The organism is Paenibacillus sp. FSL H7-0918, assembly GCF_038007025.1.
In the GTDB taxonomy this organism is placed as follows: domain Bacteria; phylum Bacillota; class Bacilli; order Paenibacillales; family Paenibacillaceae; genus Paenibacillus_AQ; species Paenibacillus_AQ odorifer.
Genome location: NZ_JBBOWJ010000004.1, coordinates 177,989 through 196,510, shown reverse-complemented (window position 1 = coordinate 196,510; position 18,522 = coordinate 177,989). Strand labels below are relative to the sequence as shown.

The following is an 18,522-nucleotide window of genomic DNA, read 5'->3' as shown; positions in this document are numbered from 1 at the left end:
ATATAATGAAAGAGCCAACCCCTTTGGCGGCCCAATTAAAGCTGCATTCTGAACCAGGCAGTAATGCTGACGCGATTATTCAGGGGGAGTGCTATCGGTTCACTGTCTTAACTCCGGAGCTTATCCGGATGGAATATAGTGAGGAAGGTTTTTTCGAAGATCGGGCGTCGCAGACCGTTGTGAATCGCAATTTCCCGGTTCCAGAGTTCCGCGTAATGGATCTGGGGAATAAACTTGAGTTGATTACGGAGCGCCTGCATTTAACTTATGACAAGCAGCCTTTCTCCCGGCATGGTCTCAATGTTCGGGTGAGAAACGAAGCGGGTCACCTAATGAGTGTCTGGAATTATGGAGATACAGTCCAAGATTTGGGAGGAACAGCACGTACACTGGATAATGCAGATGGTGCCATTCCGCTGGAGTACGGACTACTTTCACGTGCGGGGTATACGTTAGTTGATGATAGCACCTCCCTAGTACTGGAAGAGGATGGACGGGTCGAGCTACGGGCGTTGGCTGGCCTCGATGTTTATTTTTTTGGATACGGTCATGATTATTTGCACTGCTTGAAGGATTTCTATCACCTTTGCGGTCGTACGCCCCTATTGCCACGTTATGCCCTTGGCAACTGGTGGAGCCGTTATTACCGATATTCAGAAGAAGAATACAAAGCGTTAATGGAGCGGTTTGAGCTCGAGCGAATTCCGTTCTCCGTCGCTGTTATAGATATGGATTGGCATCTCGTCGATATTGATCCGCAGTATGGCAGTGGCTGGACGGGTTATACCTGGAACCGGGAACTGTTTCCGGAGCCTCAAAGATTTTTGGCATGGCTGCATGAAAAAGGTCTTCGAGTAACGCTCAACGTACATCCAGCAGACGGTGTACGGGCGTTTGAAGATCCTTATCTGGCCATTGCTGCGGAGATGGGGATGGACCCGGAAAAAGGGGATGCTGTGGAATTTGATATTACGGATCCGAATTTTTTGCGGGCATACTTTAAGTTTCTGCATCATCCGCTAGAGGATGAAGGTGTGGACTTCTGGTGGATTGATTGGCAGCAGGGTGGAGTGACTAAAGTACCGGGACTAGATCCGCTTTGGATGCTGAACCATTATCACTATCTGGATAGCGGCCGGCGCGGCAACCGGCAGATTACTTTTTCCCGTTATGCAGGTCTTGGCAGCCATCGTTATCCTGTGGGCTTCTCTGGAGATACCATTGTCACTTGGGAGTCGCTGGATTTCCAGCCATACTTCACAGCCAACGCCGCCAACGTGGGATATGGTTGGTGGAGCCATGATATCGGGGGCCATATGAATGGTTATTTAGACGATGAGTTGGCAATGCGCTGGGTGCAATTCGGTGTGTTTTCACCTATTCTGCGGTTACATAGTTCTGCTAGTGCCTTTAACAGCAAGGAGCCATGGCGATTCAATAAGATTGCGGAAGATGTGATGAAGGATTGCCTGCGCTTGCGGCATAGTTTACTTCCCTATCTGTACACCATGAATCGCTACGCCAGCCGCGATAGTCTTCCGTTAATCCGACCGATGTATTATCATCATGCGTTGTCGAATGAAGCCTATGAAGTGCCCAATGAATATTATTTCGGAACGGAACTTATTGCCTGTCCGATTACACAGCCGGTCAACCCAAAGGTAGGCGTTGCCGAGTTTAAGGCTTGGTTACCTGAAGGGATTTGGATAGATTTTTTTAACGGAAGAGTGTACGACGGTGGCAGAAAGCTTTCTCTTTATCGCAATCTTGAGAATATCCCTGTATTAGCTAAAGCGGGTGCTATTGTGCCTATGGCAGATCTGACGCAATTTACCTCTTCAGTGGATAATCCGAAGCATATGGAGGTCCGTGTATTTGCGGGAGGAAGGGGTCATTTTCATCTTTGGGAGGATGAGGGCGATACTGCGGAGGATCAGGACGATCAATGGTGTGATACAGAAATGATCCTGGAAATGGGGGATAGAGCGAGCTTCAAGATCCTCTCTGCTAAGGGAAATACAAAGGTTGTGCCTGAGCGGAGATCGTGGAAGCTGTCCTTTGTTGGTTTTGCTGATACGAAGGTACAGGTATTCGCTGGCGGCACAGAAATCGAAGCAAACATGGACTATGATGAGGCTACACATACGCTTACGATCATGATTTCGGATCAAGCGGTAGAGCATTCATTGGAGGTAACGTTCACAGATGCCCGGATTGCGGTGAATTCGGTAGATGATGAGGTGTTCAGCCTTCTGAACCGTGCGCAATTTCTTTTCCAATTGAAAGAACAAATTTACCATGTAGTCAAAGCAGCAGTAACGCCGATGGCAGCCCTGGCTTCTCTTGCCTCGTTGGATCTTGAACATACACTGTATGGAGCGTTATGCGAAATACTGTCGGCAAGACTTTAAGCACTATTTCATTGAATTTAATAAAAAAGGAGGTTCTCTCTGTGCGCTGGCATAAAGAGAACCTTTTTTTTATTAGGAATGAACCGCTGCTACTTAATTAGCAGGGTTTGAATGGCATGAGCCGGAATCATGTTCTCAGCCAGTTCGTCATGGAAGCGCAGGGTGAATGGAAGCTCTTGCTCTGTGCGATTCATAACGATAACAGCAATAGTGCCATCAGGGTTGCGGAAAGCTGTTGTTTCAAGCTTATCTGTATATTTGGAGAAACCAATGCGTTTAGCACCCGGACGAATATATTTACTGAAGTGCCCGATGTAATAGAAAGAGCTCTCAAAAGTAATTTCATCGTTTTTGGTATCTCCGATAATTGGAGCGTCACAGTAATTTCCTACATGATTAGGTCCACCTTGCTCATCCAAGACAATGTTCCAGTCTGTCCAGCTCGACATCCAGTTGTTCAGATTGCCAATGATATCATGTCCGTAACGTTCACCGGTGTTCCATGAGCCGAGATGAACGCCACCTTCTTGGCAGCCTTCGCTGAAGAACAGCTTTTTATCTGGGAAACGATCATGTACAGCAGAGAGGGCTTCGAAGTGATCACCGGAATACCAGTGGAAGCAAATTCCCCATATGTATTTGGACGCTGCTTGATCTTCAAAAGCAACCTTAGCACGGTCATATACCCGTTCTTTGTTATGATCCCAGATCATAACTTTTACATGGCCCAAGCCCGCTTGTTCCAGAGCAGGTCCCAAGTAGTCACGCACAAAATCCTTTTCTTCTTCAGCGGTATACAGGCAGGAATCCCATCTTTGTACAGCTTTGGCTTCATTCTGAACACTGACAGCCCAGATATCAATCCCTTCTGCAGCGTACGCCTCAATATATTTAACGAACATGTTAGCCCAAGCCTCACGATATTCAGGCTTAAGAGCTCCGCCTCCGTTCATTTGCCCGTTTGTCTTCATGAACGCTGGAGGACTCCATGGGGAAGAGAACAGACGAAAATCTTCACCTACTGCTGCGGCAGCATTTTTTATGAGGGGGATAATTGATTCGTGATCTCTGGAAATATCGAATGAACGTAGCTCCGCATCGCCTTCCTCTACATAAGCATAGTTGCCCAGTGAGAAGTCGCAACTTTGGATGTGTGAGCGGCAAAGGGTGTATCCGATGCCGTGCTCAGGATGAAAATAAGCGTCAATGATTTCTTTTTGTTTAGCTTCACTAAGTTTAGCGATAGTAACGGCAGAGGACTCCGTAAGGGCTCCACCAAAGCCTTCAATTTCTTGATACTCCAGATCATCATAGATATTGATTAGCTCTGATTCGACTCCTGACGTATCGGGAAGGAAAATCAGAGGGTCCTTTTCTGTTAAACGATCCATGGTTTCTTTAGCGGTTTGAATGACGCGAATAGTTTTACTCATAATGGTTGATAACCTCCTACATATGAATTCTGTCTTTATTATAGAAGGAGATTCACTGCACTTTGAAGAAACTATATGGCTAAGAACCTCAACAATCTGGTCATTGATTATTATGGAAAGAGGAGAAAATGCGATGGAAACAAACAGCGTTCAAATTAGTTTGTGTGGATTTATCCGCCATACTCAGCCTTTTCGGCAACTATATCGCAGTGGGTTGGATACCTATATCATCAGGCTGCAAGCCGAAGGGGAATGTGAAGTCCTCATTGATGGAGAAATGACTACCGTAGTACCTGGGGATCTACTATTATTTAAGCCCTATGATATATATGATCTGAGAATCGGTGAAAAGAAAAGTCCTCTGGGACATAGTGTGGACTATTTTGTAATGTGTACAGGGGAATGGGTGGACCACTGGTGGAACCTGCGTGAGCGACCCAAAAAGGTTAGAATTGCGGATGATGGTAAGCTGCAAAGTATATGGCAACAGCTTGATCTGGAGAATAGAAGACTAGACGGGGGTAGCCCTGAAATACTAGAAGCGCTATTTAAAGCTTTATGTTTGCTGTTAGATCGGGCTATGGAAGAGGCACCTGCATCATCTTCGGCTTCACTTCTACACGGACTTAAGATGAAGAGTTATGTGGAGGAGCATGCTACTTCAGAGATCAGACTAAAGGACGTAGCCGCTCATGCTGGAATTAGTGTGACAAGGGCCGTGCATGTATTCAAAATCCAATTCGGTTATTCTATTATGCAATATGCGGGGCAAATCCGGCTTGCGATGGCACTGAGATTAATGGACAATACCAATTACACCTTAGAGCGTATAGCAGAGGAGACGGGGTTTGGAAGTTATACCTATTTTCACAGGGTGTTTCGGGAGCGTTATGGTGTCTCGCCAGGTATTTATCGAAAGAGAGAGTAGAAGGTTTAGCAGTAAAAAGAAGCTGCCCCATAAATCACAGAATAGGGCTTAGGGGCAACTCCTCGATTAGACGTTAATTATAGTAAGGCCAGCCAGCTGAATCCCATTCGAGATCACTGATTAACAATTTGGGTGCACCATTCTCGGCGACACTGTAAGCATGGCGGACGATAACGTTGGTTCCGTATATATCCTGTCCACCAGGACCCGCCCAAAAACTGTTGCCGCTATCGATGACCGTAGCCCCGCCATTTTTCATATCAGTACCGTCCTTTGCATAGAAAGGACCCAGTACGCTGGTTGAGCGTCCCACTGCAATTTTATAGGTGCTGTTTACGCCTGAGCAGCATTGGCCAATGGATACGAATAGATAATAATATCCGGTATTTGGATTGTAAACCATGCTGGAGCCTTCAATCCCCCCGGATTTAGTGGCAATGCGATAGGAGTTGCCCGTTGGCTTCATGGTTGTTTTGTTGATGGAGGTAATGTAAATCCCGTTGCTCCAGGAACCGAAGGTCATCCATAGGTTTCCGTTAGCATCTGCCGTAATGTTAGGATCAATGGCGTTATAATTGGAGGCGTCATTTGACGAGATAACGACACCTTGGTCCGTCCATTTTCCCCCGGAGATCGATTTAGTAGTTACTAAACCAATAGCAGACACTCTTGAGCCGAATGTGGAGATAGAATAATAGAGGTAATAGGTACCGTTATAGTAGAAAATTTCTGGAGCCCATACATCTAGCCCTTCTTGATTGGGAACGTAAGAGCTCCACCAGGAGGGTTTCGAGTTATAAATCGGGAGGGAGCGAATATAGTTCGTTCCATCGTTTGAAAACATCACTTGGAGACCTGATCCCGTGCTGAATACCCAATGTGTGTTTCCCTCTTTGATATATGAAGGGTCGTGTACATTGGTATCTCCAGTCAGATTCCAGGTTGCTGCATAAGCTTGCGATCCTGCTGAAAAAACAGTTGTAAAAAGCATTAAAAAAGACAACAATAACAACCGATAACCTTGCCTACCTTTTTTCGCCATATTCCTTCTCCTTTTAGTTTAGATTTCCCTAAAGTGTTTCATTATTTTGCAATTGATAACGCTTACATAATATCTTGTATTATTTCTCTAGTCAATGATTCTTTTGGATCAATAAAAAAGCAAATCTCGGCCACCGGAGACTTGCTTTTTTATATTTTTATAATAAATCTGTGATCGCTTGTTCAAATAATCTGACACTATTTTCCCAAGTCCATTTGCGCGAATATCTTTCCCCCTGCACCGCTAATTTAGTTCTTAAGTTGGGATCACGTATTAAGCGGATGACATCTTCACCGAGCCGGTTCTCATATCGATAAGAGAGCAAACAGTTTTTCTTGTGATGGGCGTATTCCATATTCCCACCCGAATATACACAGACTAACGCTGCTCCACAACGCATGGCCTCAAGTCCCGGTAAAGAGCCTGTATCAAAAATACTTGAGCTAACAAAAATATCCGCACCGTTATAGTGATAGCAGAGCTCCTCATCATTTGCTGGCGTAAAGAACCGATATTTTCCAGTAGCTTTCATTCTTTGGAGAATTTCTGAGGTGTTGAACTCGTCAGGCGGACTGATGAAGTTAATATTTACATCGGGATATTGGCTTTTTACGTAATCCAGCTGTTCTATAAGATAATCTTGCTCACGGTGCCAGGAGAAACCTCGTTCTGTTTTTCTTAATATAGCTGTTATGTTTAAAGGCTCTTGAAGACTGTGACGGATATTCATATTTTTAAAAGAGGAGCTAATGCCAATGGGCACGATACTGCCGGTGATGCCATGATTTAAACGGATCAGCTCCTGCTGCCAACGTGATAAAACGATTAGATGCTCAGTGATGTGATAGGAGGGGAAGGAGCGTCCGTTATCCGGTAAAAAAGGTGGCTCATAACATAAAGATAAACGTACATGAACCCCTTTTCCTTGTTGGCTTGCTGCTTGGGCGATGGGGACAGTTGTAAAATAATTAGAAACAATGACGTCTCCGGGAGGAAAGTCATGCTCGTGAATATTCATATGTGAGGAGCGGATTACGTTTGCGCGCACATCATAAGAAATAGCGCCATCCACAGGCAAAAGGAGATTGACCTGATGACCCAAGTCTGTCAGCCCATTGGTGAGCTCTACTAGCATACGTTGTGCTCCGCCATGAGATAAGGTCAGAATAGGGAATGTGAATCGCATTGATAATCCCGTCCCTTCCAAGTTAGAGCTATAATATGAAAAAATATGATTCAATCGTTCCTTTTTTTATTTTATTCAGCTCCTATAGAAAAGTACCATTTATCAAGTTTATAAAGAGAAGTAGAAGGAAGAGGGGTTAGTATGAGTGAAATCATTATCGAATGTATGAGAAGGCTCGATCAATCCTTGGGGTATGTGGAGCAAGCTGTAAATAAGCTAACGACCGAAGAGATCTGGTTTCGTCCAAAGTCAAAAATGAATGCCATTGGTAACCTATGCCTGCATATTGCGGGCAGCGAATATCAGCATCTGGTCAGCGGAATCGGCAATAAGCTAATAGAAAGAGATAGACCTAATGAATTTTTGACCAGAGGCGGTTATTCATCACAGGAATTATTGCAGTATATGCTAAAGGTCAGGGAAGAAAGCCGTTCGGTGGTGGGCAATTTGACGAAGGCTGATCTAGAACGGGAGGTCACCATTAGTTTCCCTGAGGGGGCTGGAATGGAGAATTATACTTGGAGTATTCAAAAGATTATGATCGGAGCGGCAGAGCATTATTCCTATCATACAGGTCAAATCGTATATGCCTCTAAATTGCTGCAGAAAGAGGATGATCATCTGCTCAATAACTGGAAGCATTATTTTTGAGCATAGATAAAGCTGGGGATAGATGCGCAGCTGCTGCTAACACCTATCCTCAGAAATGGATTTTTATTGTGTTATAGGTGCAAGCTTCTTCAGTAAAGCAACGGTTTCATTAACCTCCAGATCCTTGATATCTTCTAATGACACATCGATCATTGGCTTATATTCTTGGAGTTTGCGCAGGAAAGCCTCGGTATGGAATACTCCGCTGCCTGCTTTTCCGTGGTATGCTTTTTCACCATCTTGATAGATATCTTTTAAATGCGCCAGAATGATACGGTCGCCGAATAATCTGAAGGAATCATCGACAATTTGATCCTGCAAATGCGCAGCCGTGCCAATAAAATTACAAGGGTCCAATACAACACCTATACAGCTTGATGGGACTTCATCTAAGATGCGGCGCATCTTGTCTGGTGTAGAAAGTGTATGTGTGCAGACCCCTTCTAGTCCTAGAAAAACGCCCCATTTTTCAGCTTCCTCTGCAAGTTCTTCTACAGTTGCCCTTAACGTATCCCAGCCGATAGCTTCGTAATGGACCGGATCTTGTGCTTGAAAAGTAGTCAGCGCACCTGTTTCTGTTGCCACCATAGGTGCGCCGAATTGGCGGGCATAACGAAGATGCTCTTTAAAACGATTGATCTCAGCTCTCCGGATGACAGGATCCGGATGAACAGGGTTGATGTAACAGCCCAAAACACCGATACGTATTCCTGCTTTGTCAAATTGTTCGCCAATATAGCTGGCAAGACCTGGACTTAGTTTACCGGTAGAAGTGTCGATGTCCTGAATGGCTTTGGATAATGCAAGCTGAACAAAATCGATATCATAATTCTGAAGGGTTGAAGTTAACGACTTGAGCGGCAGGCAGCCAAATGTGTGGGCCAGAGTTCCGTATCTGATGAGTAACCTCTCCTTTAATAGAGTAATGAGTAATAACCTTCATAATAGTAACGCTTTCATAAGGATGCAAGTGATTTATCATTATCGCGGGTCAGGAAATTGATGATTTCAGTGTTGACTCTATCCGGTTGCTCATGATTAATGCCGTGTCCCGCACGGGGGATTACTTGGTAATGAAACTTTTCATCCTCTAAAATATCTATGAAGTCCTTTGATTGTTTTAACGCGTGTTCTCCTACTAAAAAATAAAGCTTATCTCTGACGGCAACTGCGGCGTTTTTATCGTATTTTTGAAGCTTATGAACAAACATAGCTTGCTGATTATGAGCTCGCATTAAAAGAATTAGATGAGCAGCTACTTCTGGGTGATTGTCAAATAAAGGGGAGTCAGGCGCACTTAACTTCTTCAGCACTTTCAGTAAATTGCGATCCGTGGGAATCAGAATCTCTGGGAACATCATCATTAGCGTTTGCAGCATGGCTTTGATGGGTGTGGTGACCATTCCGCCTTCCAAACAAATCACACGGTTCACTTTGTCCGGTTGCTTGGTTGCATAATTAAAAGCAATATAGGCTCCATTTGACACCCCTGCAATATTAAAGATGTCTATGCTCACATGTTTGGCTATTTCATTAATCCATTCCACCTGCTCAAACTTTTGTTTATTAAAGTGCGCATTAGGAATACTTTTTCCGGGTCCGCCCAGAGTATCAATAGCAACGCAGTAAAAATGCCGCGATAATTCCTCGATGTTAAGGAGCCACATGACCGCCGAGTTGTCACCAACGCCATGAAACAGAAATAAAGGGGGATTACTCTTTTGCCCGGTAAGGATACAATGCGTCAGCCCATATGTGGTTGGGAGATCGAGCTCTTCAAGAGGAATAGGCCACTGATCAACTAGCTGTTGGTAGGATTGCCACACTCGTTCTTGCACCTTGGCATTTTTAAAGCTATTTACCATCACAAACCTCCTTAGTGAAAATACAACATCTGTATCTTATTCCAATAAGTATACTACGAGAGTGGGGAAGGAGGAGCGCGCAATAGGAACATTCCTGTGAAAAGAGGGGTGCAGACCAGATAAGTGTATTTCATACAACTAAATTGCTACTTTACTCTCACTACGGTGAAATAGATGTACTTCGTACAACTATTTCTCTCGTATTTAGCTGATTCAGCTAAATTGGGCGAATTTAATTGCACAAAGTACACTTAACACATTAGGCGTGAGCATTGAAGTTCATTTTAGTTGTAGAATGTGCAATTAAATAATGCATGCCGGTCTCTTTTGCGGTAAATTTTGCTAGGGAAGTTATTAATAACGTTCTAGGTGGGGATGATTATGCTCGTTGAGCTAAAGGAAGCTAGTGTTTCAGATGGACGCGATATTTTTGAGCTGATTGTGGAGATAGGTCCGGGGGAGAATGGATTCGTCAATAACGGATTTGATCTGGCTTACAGTCAATTTCCTGATTTCATCCGGGATCGGATAGCACTTTCACAAGGTGATAATCTTCCGCCACAGTATGTAGCACAAACCAACTACTGGCTACTGATTGACGCTTATCCTGTTGGTGTCGGAAAACTAAGACATTCCTTAAATGATCAATTGAGGAAGTCCGGTGGACACATCGGTTATAGTATCAGACCCAGTGAAAGAGGAAAGGGTTATGGTACGATTTTTTTGGCAGAGCTGTTAAAAAAAGCTGCGGACATGGGGATTGATAAGGTCATGCTGACTTGTGAGCCGGATAATATATCTTCGAGAAAGGTTATTGAAGCGAACAAAGGAATACTACATGGCATTGAGAATGAAAAATGTAACTACTGGATCACCCTTTAAGCTGGTGTGAAAAATAGGGGAGGAGTTGCCAAGAGGCAGCTCTTTTTTGTTATTCGCGATGTTATTGTAGTTCATCCAATGGAGATTCGTCTAAAATGTGAAAAAATTTAAAATTTTGTTGAAAGCGCTCTATTCAAACACAAACAAATAGTTTAAAATCAAAACAAACAAAAATAAACAAAAAAACAAACATTCAAAAACGGAGGTATTCACAAATGGTACAAAACTTATGGGATTCATCTCGGAAAACGAAATTAAACGGGGGATTGGATGCATTAGTGTTCCGCTCTAATCTGCTGGGCGAAGATCGCAGAGTCTGTAACTTTGGCGGAGGGAATACCTCCAGCAAAACGATAGAATTGGATTTTCGCGGGCGTGAGGTAGAAGTAATGTGGGTAAAGGGCAGCGGCTCTGACCTTGCTACGATGAAAGCAGGCAACTTTACCGGACTAAGGCTTCAGGATATTGCCCCGTTATTTGAACGTGATGAAATGCCAGATGAAGAGATGGTAGCTTATCTCGCAAATTGTATGATTGATCCTAAACATCCGCGTGCTTCTATCGAGACGTTGCTGCATGCATTTTTACCTTTCAAGCATGTGGATCATACGCATCCAGATGCCATTATCAGTTTATGCTGCGCTCATAACGGTAAGGAAATTGCCCGTGAGATTTATGGGGATCGTTTCGTATGGGTTCCATACATCCGTCCAGGCTTCACTTTATCCAAAATGATTGCCGAAGGTGTGCTCGCAAACCCGAAAGCTGAATTAGTGCTGATGGAGAAACACGGTCTCGTGACTTGGGGGGATACACCTGAATCTTGTTATGCCAAAACAATCTCCATAATTAACGAAGCGGAAAGTTATATTGAAGAAAGAATTGAAGATCAGAACCTATTTGGCGGCCGCAAATCGGAAGCACTTCCGGAAGCAGAGCGGCGGGCTGTAGCGGCGGCAGTGATGCCACTGATCAGAGGCGCCGTCAGCGATGAGCGTAAAATGATTTTGACCTTCGACGATGCGGAGGATGTGCTGCGTTTTGTAGGAGGGGCTCACTCGGAGAAGTTATCCGGTGTAGGCGCAGCTTGTCCAGATCATTTGGTACATACCAAAATGAAGCCGCTTTTTGTTGCGTGGGAGCCAAATACCAATGATATCGATGGCTTGAAGGCGAAGCTGAGCGAAGCGATTAGCGCTTATAAGGAGCAGTACAAAGCGTACTTCGACCGTAATAAACATGAAGGCGATGTAATGTTCGAGGCTGCGCCACGTGTGATCCTGATCCCTGGCGTGGGCATGATCAACACAGGTAAAAGCTGGAGCAATTCTAAGATCAGCGGAGCCTTGTATCACCGGGCGATTGCTGTTATGCGCGGAGCTACTGCGCTGGGAGATTTCGTCTCTCTTAGTGAGAATGAATCGTACAATGTGGAATATTGGCCCCTGGAATTATATAAATTATCCTTGGCTCCGGGAGAAGCGGAGTTCTCCCGTAAAGTTGCCTTTATTACAGGTGGTGCCGGGGGAATTGGGAGTGAGACGGCTCGTCGTTTAGTATCAGAAGGAGCGCATGTTGTATTGGCAGATCTCAATCTGGAGGGTGCACAAAAAGTAGCGGAAGAGATTAACGCTAAGTATGGTGAAAATCGTGCATTCGCCGTTAAAATGGACGTAACTCAGGAAGAGCAGGTAACCGCAGCTTATGCGGAGACAGCCCTTTTTTATGGCGGGGTCGATATTATTGTTAATAATGCTGGGCTTGCAACCTCCAGTCCGTTTGATGAGACTTCATTGAAAGAGTGGAATTTGAATATTTCTGTGCTGGGCACAGGATATTTTCTCGTTGCACGCGAAGCTTTTAAAGTGATGAAGGAGCAAAAAATCGGAGGCAGCATGGTATTCATCGGCTCCAAAAATTCTATTTTTGCAGGTAAAAGCGTCTCGGCTTACAGTTCTGCCAAGGCGCTCGAAGCCCATCTGGCCCGCTGCATAGCAGCTGAAGGTGGAGAGTTTGGCATCCGTGCCAATACGATTCTGCCCGATGCAATTCTACAAGGATCTGCCATCTGGAATTCGAACTGGCGTAATGAACGGGCGGCTGCTTACGGGATTGAGCCGGATCAATTAGAGGAGCATTACCGTAAACGCACGACGCTGCTAGTTAATATTTATCCACGTGATATTGCCGAAGGCGTTGCTTTTTTTGCTTCTTCCAAGTCAGAGAAAACTACGGGTTGTATGCTGACAATCGATGGTGGAGTGCCAGCAGCTTTTACTAGATAAGAGGTAGCTTGAATATAGATAGGGATAACGGAGGGAAATCATGCTGATTGCAGACAGATATGAACGAATCGTAGAACTAGTGAATGAACGCGGCAGCATCCGTGTCTCAGAATTGAGTACATTATGCCAAGTGACGGAAGAAACCATTCGCCGCGATCTGGATCGATTGGAAAAAGCGTCTCGGCTGCTGCGTTCGCATGGCGGAGCAGTTAGCCTGCGTGACCGGCAACCGGAGACTCCTTATGCCGAACGAGAAATCATGAATGCAGCGGAGAAACAGCGGATTGCCCGTGAGGCGGTAATGATGATTAAGCCGGGCGATCGGATTTTACTGGATGCCAGTACAACGGCTTGGTATATGGCTTCGCATTTGCCGGATATGCCGCTCACTGTGTTGACCAATTCTACTAGAGTGGCAGCAGAGTTAAGCGGGAAGGAGCGGATCGAGGTCTTTTCTACAGGCGGGCAACTGAGCCGCAGATCAATGTCCTATGTGGGTCATTTAGCAGAACGTTCGCTTGAATTGTATCACGTGGATAAAATGTTTTTTTCCTGCAAAGGATTTCATCTCGAACGTGGCGCTAGTGAATCAAATGAGCTGCAAGCTATGGTGAAACGAAAGATGATTTCTATAGCGGAGCAAGTGATCTTATTATGCGATTCCAGTAAATTCGGAATTCAAGCGTTCACACATTTTGCGGCTCCTAGTGATGTGGATGTTCTAATAACGGATTACAGCCCTGTTGAAGAACAAATGAAGCAGTTGCAGAAACTGAACATCGCAATAACGACGGTGTAGTAAATAGTTGTGCAGGAGGTGAAGGCATGAAGGTATCGATGTTTATAACTTGCGTCAGCGATGCCGTGTTCCCGAAGGTCGGGGAAGCCATGGCTCGTCTGCTGGCCAGATATGGCGTACAGCTGGAGTTCCCGGAGGTGCAGACCTGCTGCGGACAGCCTGCGTACAACAGTGGATATTGGAATGAAGCGCGGCAAGCTGCACTTACGATTCTGCAGGCCTTCGATGACAGTGATTTTGTCATTGCACCTTCCGGATCCTGTACGGGGATGCTTCATCATTACCCTAAGCTGTTTCAGGAAGATCCGGTTAATCTGGTCAAGGCGCAGAATTTGCAACGCAAATCCTATGAATTCAGCCAGTTTATGGTGCAGGTGCTTGGCGTAACTGATCTAGGAGCAGTGTTTCCGCATAAGGTTACCTATCATCCTTCCTGTCATGGCACAAGGATTCTAGGGATTCGCGACGAACCAATGCAGCTTATGCAAAATGTGAAGGCGATGGAGCTGGTACCACTGCCTTTTGCTGAGGACTGCTGTGGGTTTGGTGGAACCTTTGCCGTGAAAATGTCTGATATCTCCGGGGCGATGGTCACTGAGAAATCAGATCATGTGCTGGAGACGGAAGCAGAAATCCTAACGGGTCTGGATATGGGTTGTCTGATGAATATTGCCGGGAATCTGCGTTACCGCCGCGAACCCGTTCGAGTTATGCATTTAGCAGAACTGCTGTATGAGGGGGTGACTGATAAATGAGTCAAACCACCACCAATCTAACGGAGAAATCAGAGAACGGGAAGCCAGCAACAGTAAAAGAGCGTGCAGACTTGGCACTGAATAATGACTTTTTACGCAAGGCTGTTCGTTTTACCACGGAGAGACTGCGTGATGGAAAACAAAAAGCGGCTAACGATCATGGCCACTGGGAAGAGTGGCGTGAACGTGGGCGGCAAATCCGTCTACACACGATCGCCCATCTTGATTACTATTTGAACCTTTTTGCTGACAAGGCAAGAGCAAACGGCACACATATTCATTTTGCAGCAACGGGTGAAGAGGCTGTGAAGATTGCCCTTGAAATCGCGCAGCGAAAACAGGCAGCTTCTGTGGTCAAATCCAAATCAATGGTTACTGAGGAGCTGCATTTAAATAAGGCGCTGGAATCCATTGGTGTGGAGACCATAGAGACGGATCTGGGGGAGTATATTATCCAGCTTGCCGGGGAAACCCCGTCACATATCATTATTCCGGCGATTCATAAGAACCGCTACCAGATTGCCGAGCTGTTGTCCAAAGAGGCAGGGGAGGAGCTTTTGCCTGAAACTACTATTCTTGCTGGATTTGTACGGCGAAAGCTGAGAGAGAAGTTCCTTGATGCGGATATCGGAATGACTGGCTGTAACTTTGCTATTGCAGAGACGGGTTCGATGGTGCTGTTCGAGAATGAAGGCAACGCTCGTATGGTCACCACTTTACCGAAAACACAAATTACCCTGATGGGGATGGAGCGGATTATTCCTTCGTGGAGTGATCTTGAAGTGATGGCTACATTATTGCCTCGTTCGGCAACAGGACAGAAGTTAACGGTATATATGTCGGGTATTTCGGGTCCCCGCAGAACCAACGATGGTGATGGGCCGGAAGAGCAGCATATTATTATTCTTGATAATGGCCGATCTGAGCAGCTAGGCGATCCTGAGTTTCAGGAGCTGCTGAATTGCATCCGCTGTGGAGCTTGTCTGAATGCTTGTCCTGTCTACCGTCATATTGGCGGTCATGCATATGGGGGAACGTATAGCGGACCTATAGGAGCAGTGTTGACCCCGGCGCTGAATAAAAATGTAGATCAATGGGATGACATCGCCTCAGCCTCTAGCCTATGCGGAGCATGTTATGAAGCCTGTCCGGTCAAAATTCCTCTGCATGATATGCTCATCTATTTACGGCGGCGGAAGGTTGAACGTGGTTATGGGGATAAGGCAGAAGGTCTCGGCATGAAGGGTTTTGGGGCGATTATGGCGAAGTCACAGCGATTTAGTAATGTGATGAAGGTAGGTAGAATCGGGCAAAAGCTGCTCGTGCGAGACGGAGGAATTCCGTCGAAACTGGGGCCGCTGAAAGGCTGGAACAATTATCGGATCGCCCCGAAGCTGGCAGATCAATCCTTCCGTGAGAGCTGGAAGGGGCTGCAACAGGAGCTAGACAAGAACAGTCGCGAAATGGACCCGGCGATACAGAAGCGAATGGAAGATTTACTAGCGAAGCGGAAGCGGGAAGAGCTGGAAGGAGAGGCCGGGCATGACTGAAGAGACGCACAGTAACTGGTTGGAACGTATGGAGCAGGATTCACGTGAAAAGCAGCAGGGATTCATGAATGATATCGCTCGCCGCCTGAAGCGGCCGAGAATTACTGAAGCTCCCGCACACCCTTTTCGCGGCGCACCGCAGTACTGGCAGCAATTCAAGTGGAGTCCGGAGGAAAGGATTGAACAATTTACGGCGAATTTTCAAAGCGCCGGTGGCCATGTATTTCGTGTGAAGGATATGGATGAAGCCAAAGCTTTCATCGTCAGCAAAGTCAATGAGATGCTCGCACGGTATATTCTCCGGCAAAATGTCACCGAGCTAGCAGCACTTCGACTAGAGGAGGAACTCACAGATACACGGGTGTCTGTCTGGAATACAGATGATCAGGAGGCATGGAAAGCTAGGGCGGCCGAGGCTGATATTGGAATTGTGATTGCGGATTATGCAGTTGCCTATACAGGCTCCATTACTGTGCTGTCCTCTGAGAATAAAGGCCGTTCAGTCAGCTTATTACCTACCGCATTAATTGCCATCGTTCCATTGGAGCGGCTGAAGACTCGTCTCGGTGAGGTGCTTATTGATTTTGATGAAGCTGGGCCATCGGGGCTGCCGGCGGGCATCCATTTTATCTCAGGACCTAGCCGTTCAGCGGATATTGAGAATGATCTGACGATAGGTGTGCATGGTCCAGGAATCGTATTCGCTTTGCTAGTAGGCTGATAGGAGATAAGGAGTGTTGTATAGGGATGAATACACAAGCTCATAATCAAAATCAGAATCATATTGCTGTTGATATCGGAGCCTCTAGTGGGAGAGTGGTCTGTGGAACCTTGCAGCAGCCGGGAGGAACCCTGTCTATAGAAGAAATTCATCGCTTCAGTAATGGATTCGCTGAACAAAATGGTAATCTATATTGGGATATAGATTATTTAGTTGCTGAAATCGTCAAGGGCTTACAGCAGGCCAAGGCTAGAGGGATCGAGCGCTGCACCGTGGGCATCGATACTTGGGGTGTCGATTATGTACTTCTCGATCAGGAGGGGGCGCGGATCCATGAGGTTTTTTCTTATCGTGACTCCCGAACGGATGGAGCGATAGAGAGGCTGCATCGTAACATCTCAACTGAAAGCGTTTACGGAAAAGTGGGGATACAATATCTCCCGATAAATACGTTGTATCAACTGTTTGTGCATGATCAGGCGGAGCTGGAAGCAGCACATTCCATCCTGCTGGTCCCTGATTATCTTTATTATCGGCTTACGGGTCGCAAGATTAGTGAAGTGACGATAGGTTCCACCTCTGGGATGCTGAATCTTCACACTCGTGATTACGATGAGGATCTTCTGTCGGTGCTTGGTCTTTCAAAAGAGCAATTCCCTCCCTTAACAGAACCTGGGGAACCCGTTGGGAGGTTGACGGAGGACTTGGCGGCTCGCGGCGATCTTCCAGATTGCGAGTTCATAGCAGTAGCCTCTCATGATACAGCATCAGCTGTACTAGGGGTTCCGGCAAACAGCGAGAAATGGGGATTTCTCAGTAGTGGTACTTGGTCACTCATCGGGGTGGAACGGAGTTCAGCCATCACAAGTCCAGAGGCAATGTTACGCAACTATACGAATGAATGGGGAGCCTACGGATCATTCCGGTTTCTTAAAAACATTATGGGCATGTGGTTGATTCAAAAGGTTCGTGAGGAGTACGGCGGACAATACAGCTTCGGCGAGCTGGTAGAGCTGGCAGCACAAGAAATCCCTTTTAGATCGATCATTTATTGCAATGATGAACGCTTCATGAATCCACAGAGCATGATTGACGAGATCCGCAGCTATTGTGTGGAAGCAGGACAGTTGGTCCCTCAAACACCTGGGGAAATGGCTCGATGTGTATTTGATAGTCTTGCTTTATCTTATTATTTCTACATTCAGGATCTCCAGCAATTGACGGGTGACAACTTAGAGAGGTTGCATATCGTTGGCGGAGGTGCGAATAACGGTCTGTTGTGCCAGATTACGGCAGATCTGCTGGAGATGGAAATTCACGCCGGACCAACAGAATCTACGGCTTTAGGCAATCTGGTGGTGCAGATGATCAGCACAGGTGCTGTAACTGATCTTCAAGAGGCGAGAGAAATTATAAGTCGTTCATTCCAAGTAACATCTTATATACCGAAGGGGATGGACCCCACGACCAAAAAAGCGGCTTTGGCACAGTTCGCCCGGCTGCAGGTCGTTAATTAGTAGCTAAGTTTAGTGGAAAACGAGCTAAAGAGAGGCAAAAGTGCCTCTCATCGAGCGCGATACGCGGAAAACGAGATAAAGAGAGGCATAAATGCCTCTCATCGAGTGCGATACGCGGAACGCGAGCTAAAGAGAGGCAAAAATGCCTCTCATCGAGTGCGATACGCGGAACGCAAGCTAAAGAGAGGCAAAAGTGCCTCTCATCGAGCGCGATACGCGGAACGCGAGCTAAAGAGAGGCAAAAGTGCCTCTCATCGAGCGTGATACGCGGAACGCGAGCTAAAGAGAGGCAAAAGTGCCTCTCATCGAGCGCAATACGCGGAAAGCGAGCTAAAGAGAGGCAAAAATGCCTCTCATCGAGCGCGATACGCGGAAAGTGAGCTAAAGAGAGGCAAAAGTGCCTCTCATCGAGCGCGATACGCTGAACGAGCCAAAGAGAGGCAAAAGTGCCTCTCATCGAGCGCGATACGCGGAAAACGAGCTAAAGAGAGGCAAAA

Annotated in this window: 15 protein-coding genes; 10 read left to right on the top strand and 5 right to left on the bottom strand. The window is 46.0% G+C overall.

Features of this window, described 5'->3' with window-relative positions; genetic code table 11:
* Window positions 1-5 precede the first annotated feature (5 nt).
* A complete protein-coding gene (locus MHI15_RS25920; protein ID WP_341165050.1) occupies window positions 6-2,411 on the top strand; it encodes a glycoside hydrolase family 31 protein in 2,406 nt (801 codons plus the stop codon).
* 89 nt (window positions 2,412-2,500) lie between these two features.
* Here the strand turns inward: MHI15_RS25920 and MHI15_RS25915 are convergent, their stop codons facing one another.
* On the bottom strand, window positions 2,501-3,844 hold the full coding sequence (locus MHI15_RS25915) for a glycoside hydrolase family 30 protein (protein WP_076309124.1): 1,344 nt from the start codon (window positions 3,842-3,844) through the stop codon (window positions 2,501-2,503).
* 133 nt (window positions 3,845-3,977) lie between these two features.
* On the opposite strand from MHI15_RS25915, the gene MHI15_RS25910 reads away from it, so the two are divergent.
* A complete protein-coding gene (locus tag MHI15_RS25910; protein ID WP_076130362.1) occupies window positions 3,978-4,772 on the top strand; it encodes an AraC family transcriptional regulator in 795 nt (264 codons plus the stop codon).
* A gap of 73 nt (window positions 4,773-4,845) precedes the next feature.
* Here MHI15_RS25910 and MHI15_RS25905 read toward each other — a convergent pair whose 3' ends face one another.
* The gene (locus MHI15_RS25905) at window positions 4,846-5,814 is read right to left on the bottom strand and encodes a glycoside hydrolase family 43 protein (protein ID WP_076130361.1); all 969 of its coding nucleotides are present in this window, start codon (window positions 5,812-5,814) and stop codon (window positions 4,846-4,848) included.
* Window positions 5,815-5,971: 157 nt separating this feature from the next.
* Complete coding sequence (locus MHI15_RS25900; protein WP_341165049.1) at window positions 5,972-7,000, bottom strand: glycosyltransferase family 4 protein; 1,029 nt, start codon at window positions 6,998-7,000, stop codon at window positions 5,972-5,974.
* 141 nt (window positions 7,001-7,141) lie between these two features.
* On the opposite strand from MHI15_RS25900, the gene MHI15_RS25895 reads away from it, so the two are divergent.
* Window positions 7,142-7,651, top strand: coding sequence for a DinB family protein (locus MHI15_RS25895; protein WP_339247936.1), 510 nt, complete (start codon window positions 7,142-7,144; stop codon window positions 7,649-7,651).
* A gap of 63 nt (window positions 7,652-7,714) precedes the next feature.
* Here the strand turns inward: MHI15_RS25895 and MHI15_RS25890 are convergent, their stop codons facing one another.
* Both MHI15_RS25890 and MHI15_RS25885 read right to left on the bottom strand, forming a co-directional pair.
* Entirely contained in the window at window positions 7,715-8,473 is a 759-nt protein-coding gene (locus MHI15_RS25890) for a sugar phosphate isomerase/epimerase family protein (protein ID WP_341165140.1), read from the bottom strand.
* A gap of 134 nt (window positions 8,474-8,607) precedes the next feature.
* Window positions 8,608-9,516: an alpha/beta fold hydrolase gene (locus MHI15_RS25885; protein WP_341165048.1), complete on the bottom strand. Its 909-nt coding sequence runs from the start codon at window positions 9,514-9,516 to the stop codon at window positions 8,608-8,610.
* 381 nt (window positions 9,517-9,897) lie between these two features.
* Between MHI15_RS25885 and MHI15_RS25880 the strand changes: the two genes are divergently transcribed.
* The 7 genes from MHI15_RS25880 to rhaB all read left to right on the top strand — a co-directional run bounded on the left by MHI15_RS25880 (window position 9,898) and on the right by rhaB (window position 18,025).
* Complete coding sequence (locus tag MHI15_RS25880; protein WP_076130357.1) at window positions 9,898-10,398, top strand: GNAT family N-acetyltransferase; 501 nt, start codon at window positions 9,898-9,900, stop codon at window positions 10,396-10,398.
* Window positions 10,399-10,613: 215 nt separating this feature from the next.
* A complete protein-coding gene (locus MHI15_RS25875) occupies window positions 10,614-12,683 on the top strand; it encodes a bifunctional aldolase/short-chain dehydrogenase (RefSeq protein ID WP_076130356.1) in 2,070 nt (689 codons plus the stop codon).
* Between the two features lie 40 nt (window positions 12,684-12,723).
* On the top strand, window positions 12,724-13,482 hold the full coding sequence (locus MHI15_RS25870) for a DeoR/GlpR family DNA-binding transcription regulator (protein ID WP_076130355.1): 759 nt from the start codon (window positions 12,724-12,726) through the stop codon (window positions 13,480-13,482).
* Window positions 13,483-13,508: 26 nt separating this feature from the next.
* Window positions 13,509-14,237, top strand: a complete 729-nt coding sequence (locus tag MHI15_RS25865) for a (Fe-S)-binding protein (RefSeq protein ID WP_076130354.1) — start codon at window positions 13,509-13,511, stop codon at window positions 14,235-14,237.
* Window positions 14,234-15,787 carry a LutB/LldF family L-lactate oxidation iron-sulfur protein gene (locus MHI15_RS25860; protein ID WP_076130353.1) on the top strand — a complete coding sequence of 518 codons (1,554 nt, stop codon included), beginning with the start codon at window positions 14,234-14,236 and terminating at the stop codon, window positions 15,785-15,787. The genes MHI15_RS25865 and MHI15_RS25860 overlap by 4 nt, the downstream gene beginning before the upstream one ends.
* Window positions 15,780-16,508 (top strand): LutC/YkgG family protein, encoded by a 729-nt coding sequence (locus MHI15_RS25855; protein ID WP_076130352.1) that lies wholly within the window; start codon window positions 15,780-15,782, stop codon window positions 16,506-16,508. Before MHI15_RS25860 ends, MHI15_RS25855 begins: the two co-directional genes overlap by 8 nt.
* Window positions 16,509-16,534: 26 nt before the next feature.
* A complete protein-coding gene (gene rhaB, locus MHI15_RS25850; RefSeq protein WP_076193840.1) occupies window positions 16,535-18,025 on the top strand; it encodes a rhamnulokinase in 1,491 nt (496 codons plus the stop codon).
* Window positions 18,026-18,522: the final 497 nt, after the last annotated feature.

What these genes read in the sequence shown, in the direction of transcription:
- MHI15_RS25920 (WP_341165050.1), top strand. Translation starts at nt 6, where the DNA reads ATGAAAGAGCCAACCCCTTTGGCGGCCCAATTAAAGCTGCATTCTGAA.
- MHI15_RS25915 (WP_076309124.1), bottom strand. Translation starts at nt 3,844, where the DNA reads ATGAGTAAAACTATTCGCGTCATTCAAACCGCTAAAGAAACCATGGAT.
- MHI15_RS25910 (WP_076130362.1), top strand. Translation starts at nt 3,978, where the DNA reads ATGGAAACAAACAGCGTTCAAATTAGTTTGTGTGGATTTATCCGCCAT.
- MHI15_RS25905 (WP_076130361.1), bottom strand. Translation starts at nt 5,814, where the DNA reads ATGGCGAAAAAAGGTAGGCAAGGTTATCGGTTGTTATTGTTGTCTTTT.
- MHI15_RS25900 (WP_341165049.1), bottom strand. Translation starts at nt 7,000, where the DNA reads ATGCGATTCACATTCCCTATTCTGACCTTATCTCATGGCGGAGCACAA.
- MHI15_RS25895 (WP_339247936.1), top strand. Translation starts at nt 7,142, where the DNA reads ATGAGTGAAATCATTATCGAATGTATGAGAAGGCTCGATCAATCCTTG.
- MHI15_RS25885 (WP_341165048.1), bottom strand. Translation starts at nt 9,516, where the DNA reads ATGGTAAATAGCTTTAAAAATGCCAAGGTGCAAGAACGAGTGTGGCAA.
- MHI15_RS25880 (WP_076130357.1), top strand. Translation starts at nt 9,898, where the DNA reads ATGCTCGTTGAGCTAAAGGAAGCTAGTGTTTCAGATGGACGCGATATT.
- MHI15_RS25875 (WP_076130356.1), top strand. Translation starts at nt 10,614, where the DNA reads ATGGTACAAAACTTATGGGATTCATCTCGGAAAACGAAATTAAACGGG.
- MHI15_RS25870 (WP_076130355.1), top strand. Translation starts at nt 12,724, where the DNA reads ATGCTGATTGCAGACAGATATGAACGAATCGTAGAACTAGTGAATGAA.
- MHI15_RS25865 (WP_076130354.1), top strand. Translation starts at nt 13,509, where the DNA reads ATGAAGGTATCGATGTTTATAACTTGCGTCAGCGATGCCGTGTTCCCG.
- MHI15_RS25860 (WP_076130353.1), top strand. Translation starts at nt 14,234, where the DNA reads ATGAGTCAAACCACCACCAATCTAACGGAGAAATCAGAGAACGGGAAG.
- MHI15_RS25855 (WP_076130352.1), top strand. Translation starts at nt 15,780, where the DNA reads ATGACTGAAGAGACGCACAGTAACTGGTTGGAACGTATGGAGCAGGAT.
- rhaB (WP_076193840.1), top strand. Translation starts at nt 16,535, where the DNA reads ATGAATACACAAGCTCATAATCAAAATCAGAATCATATTGCTGTTGAT.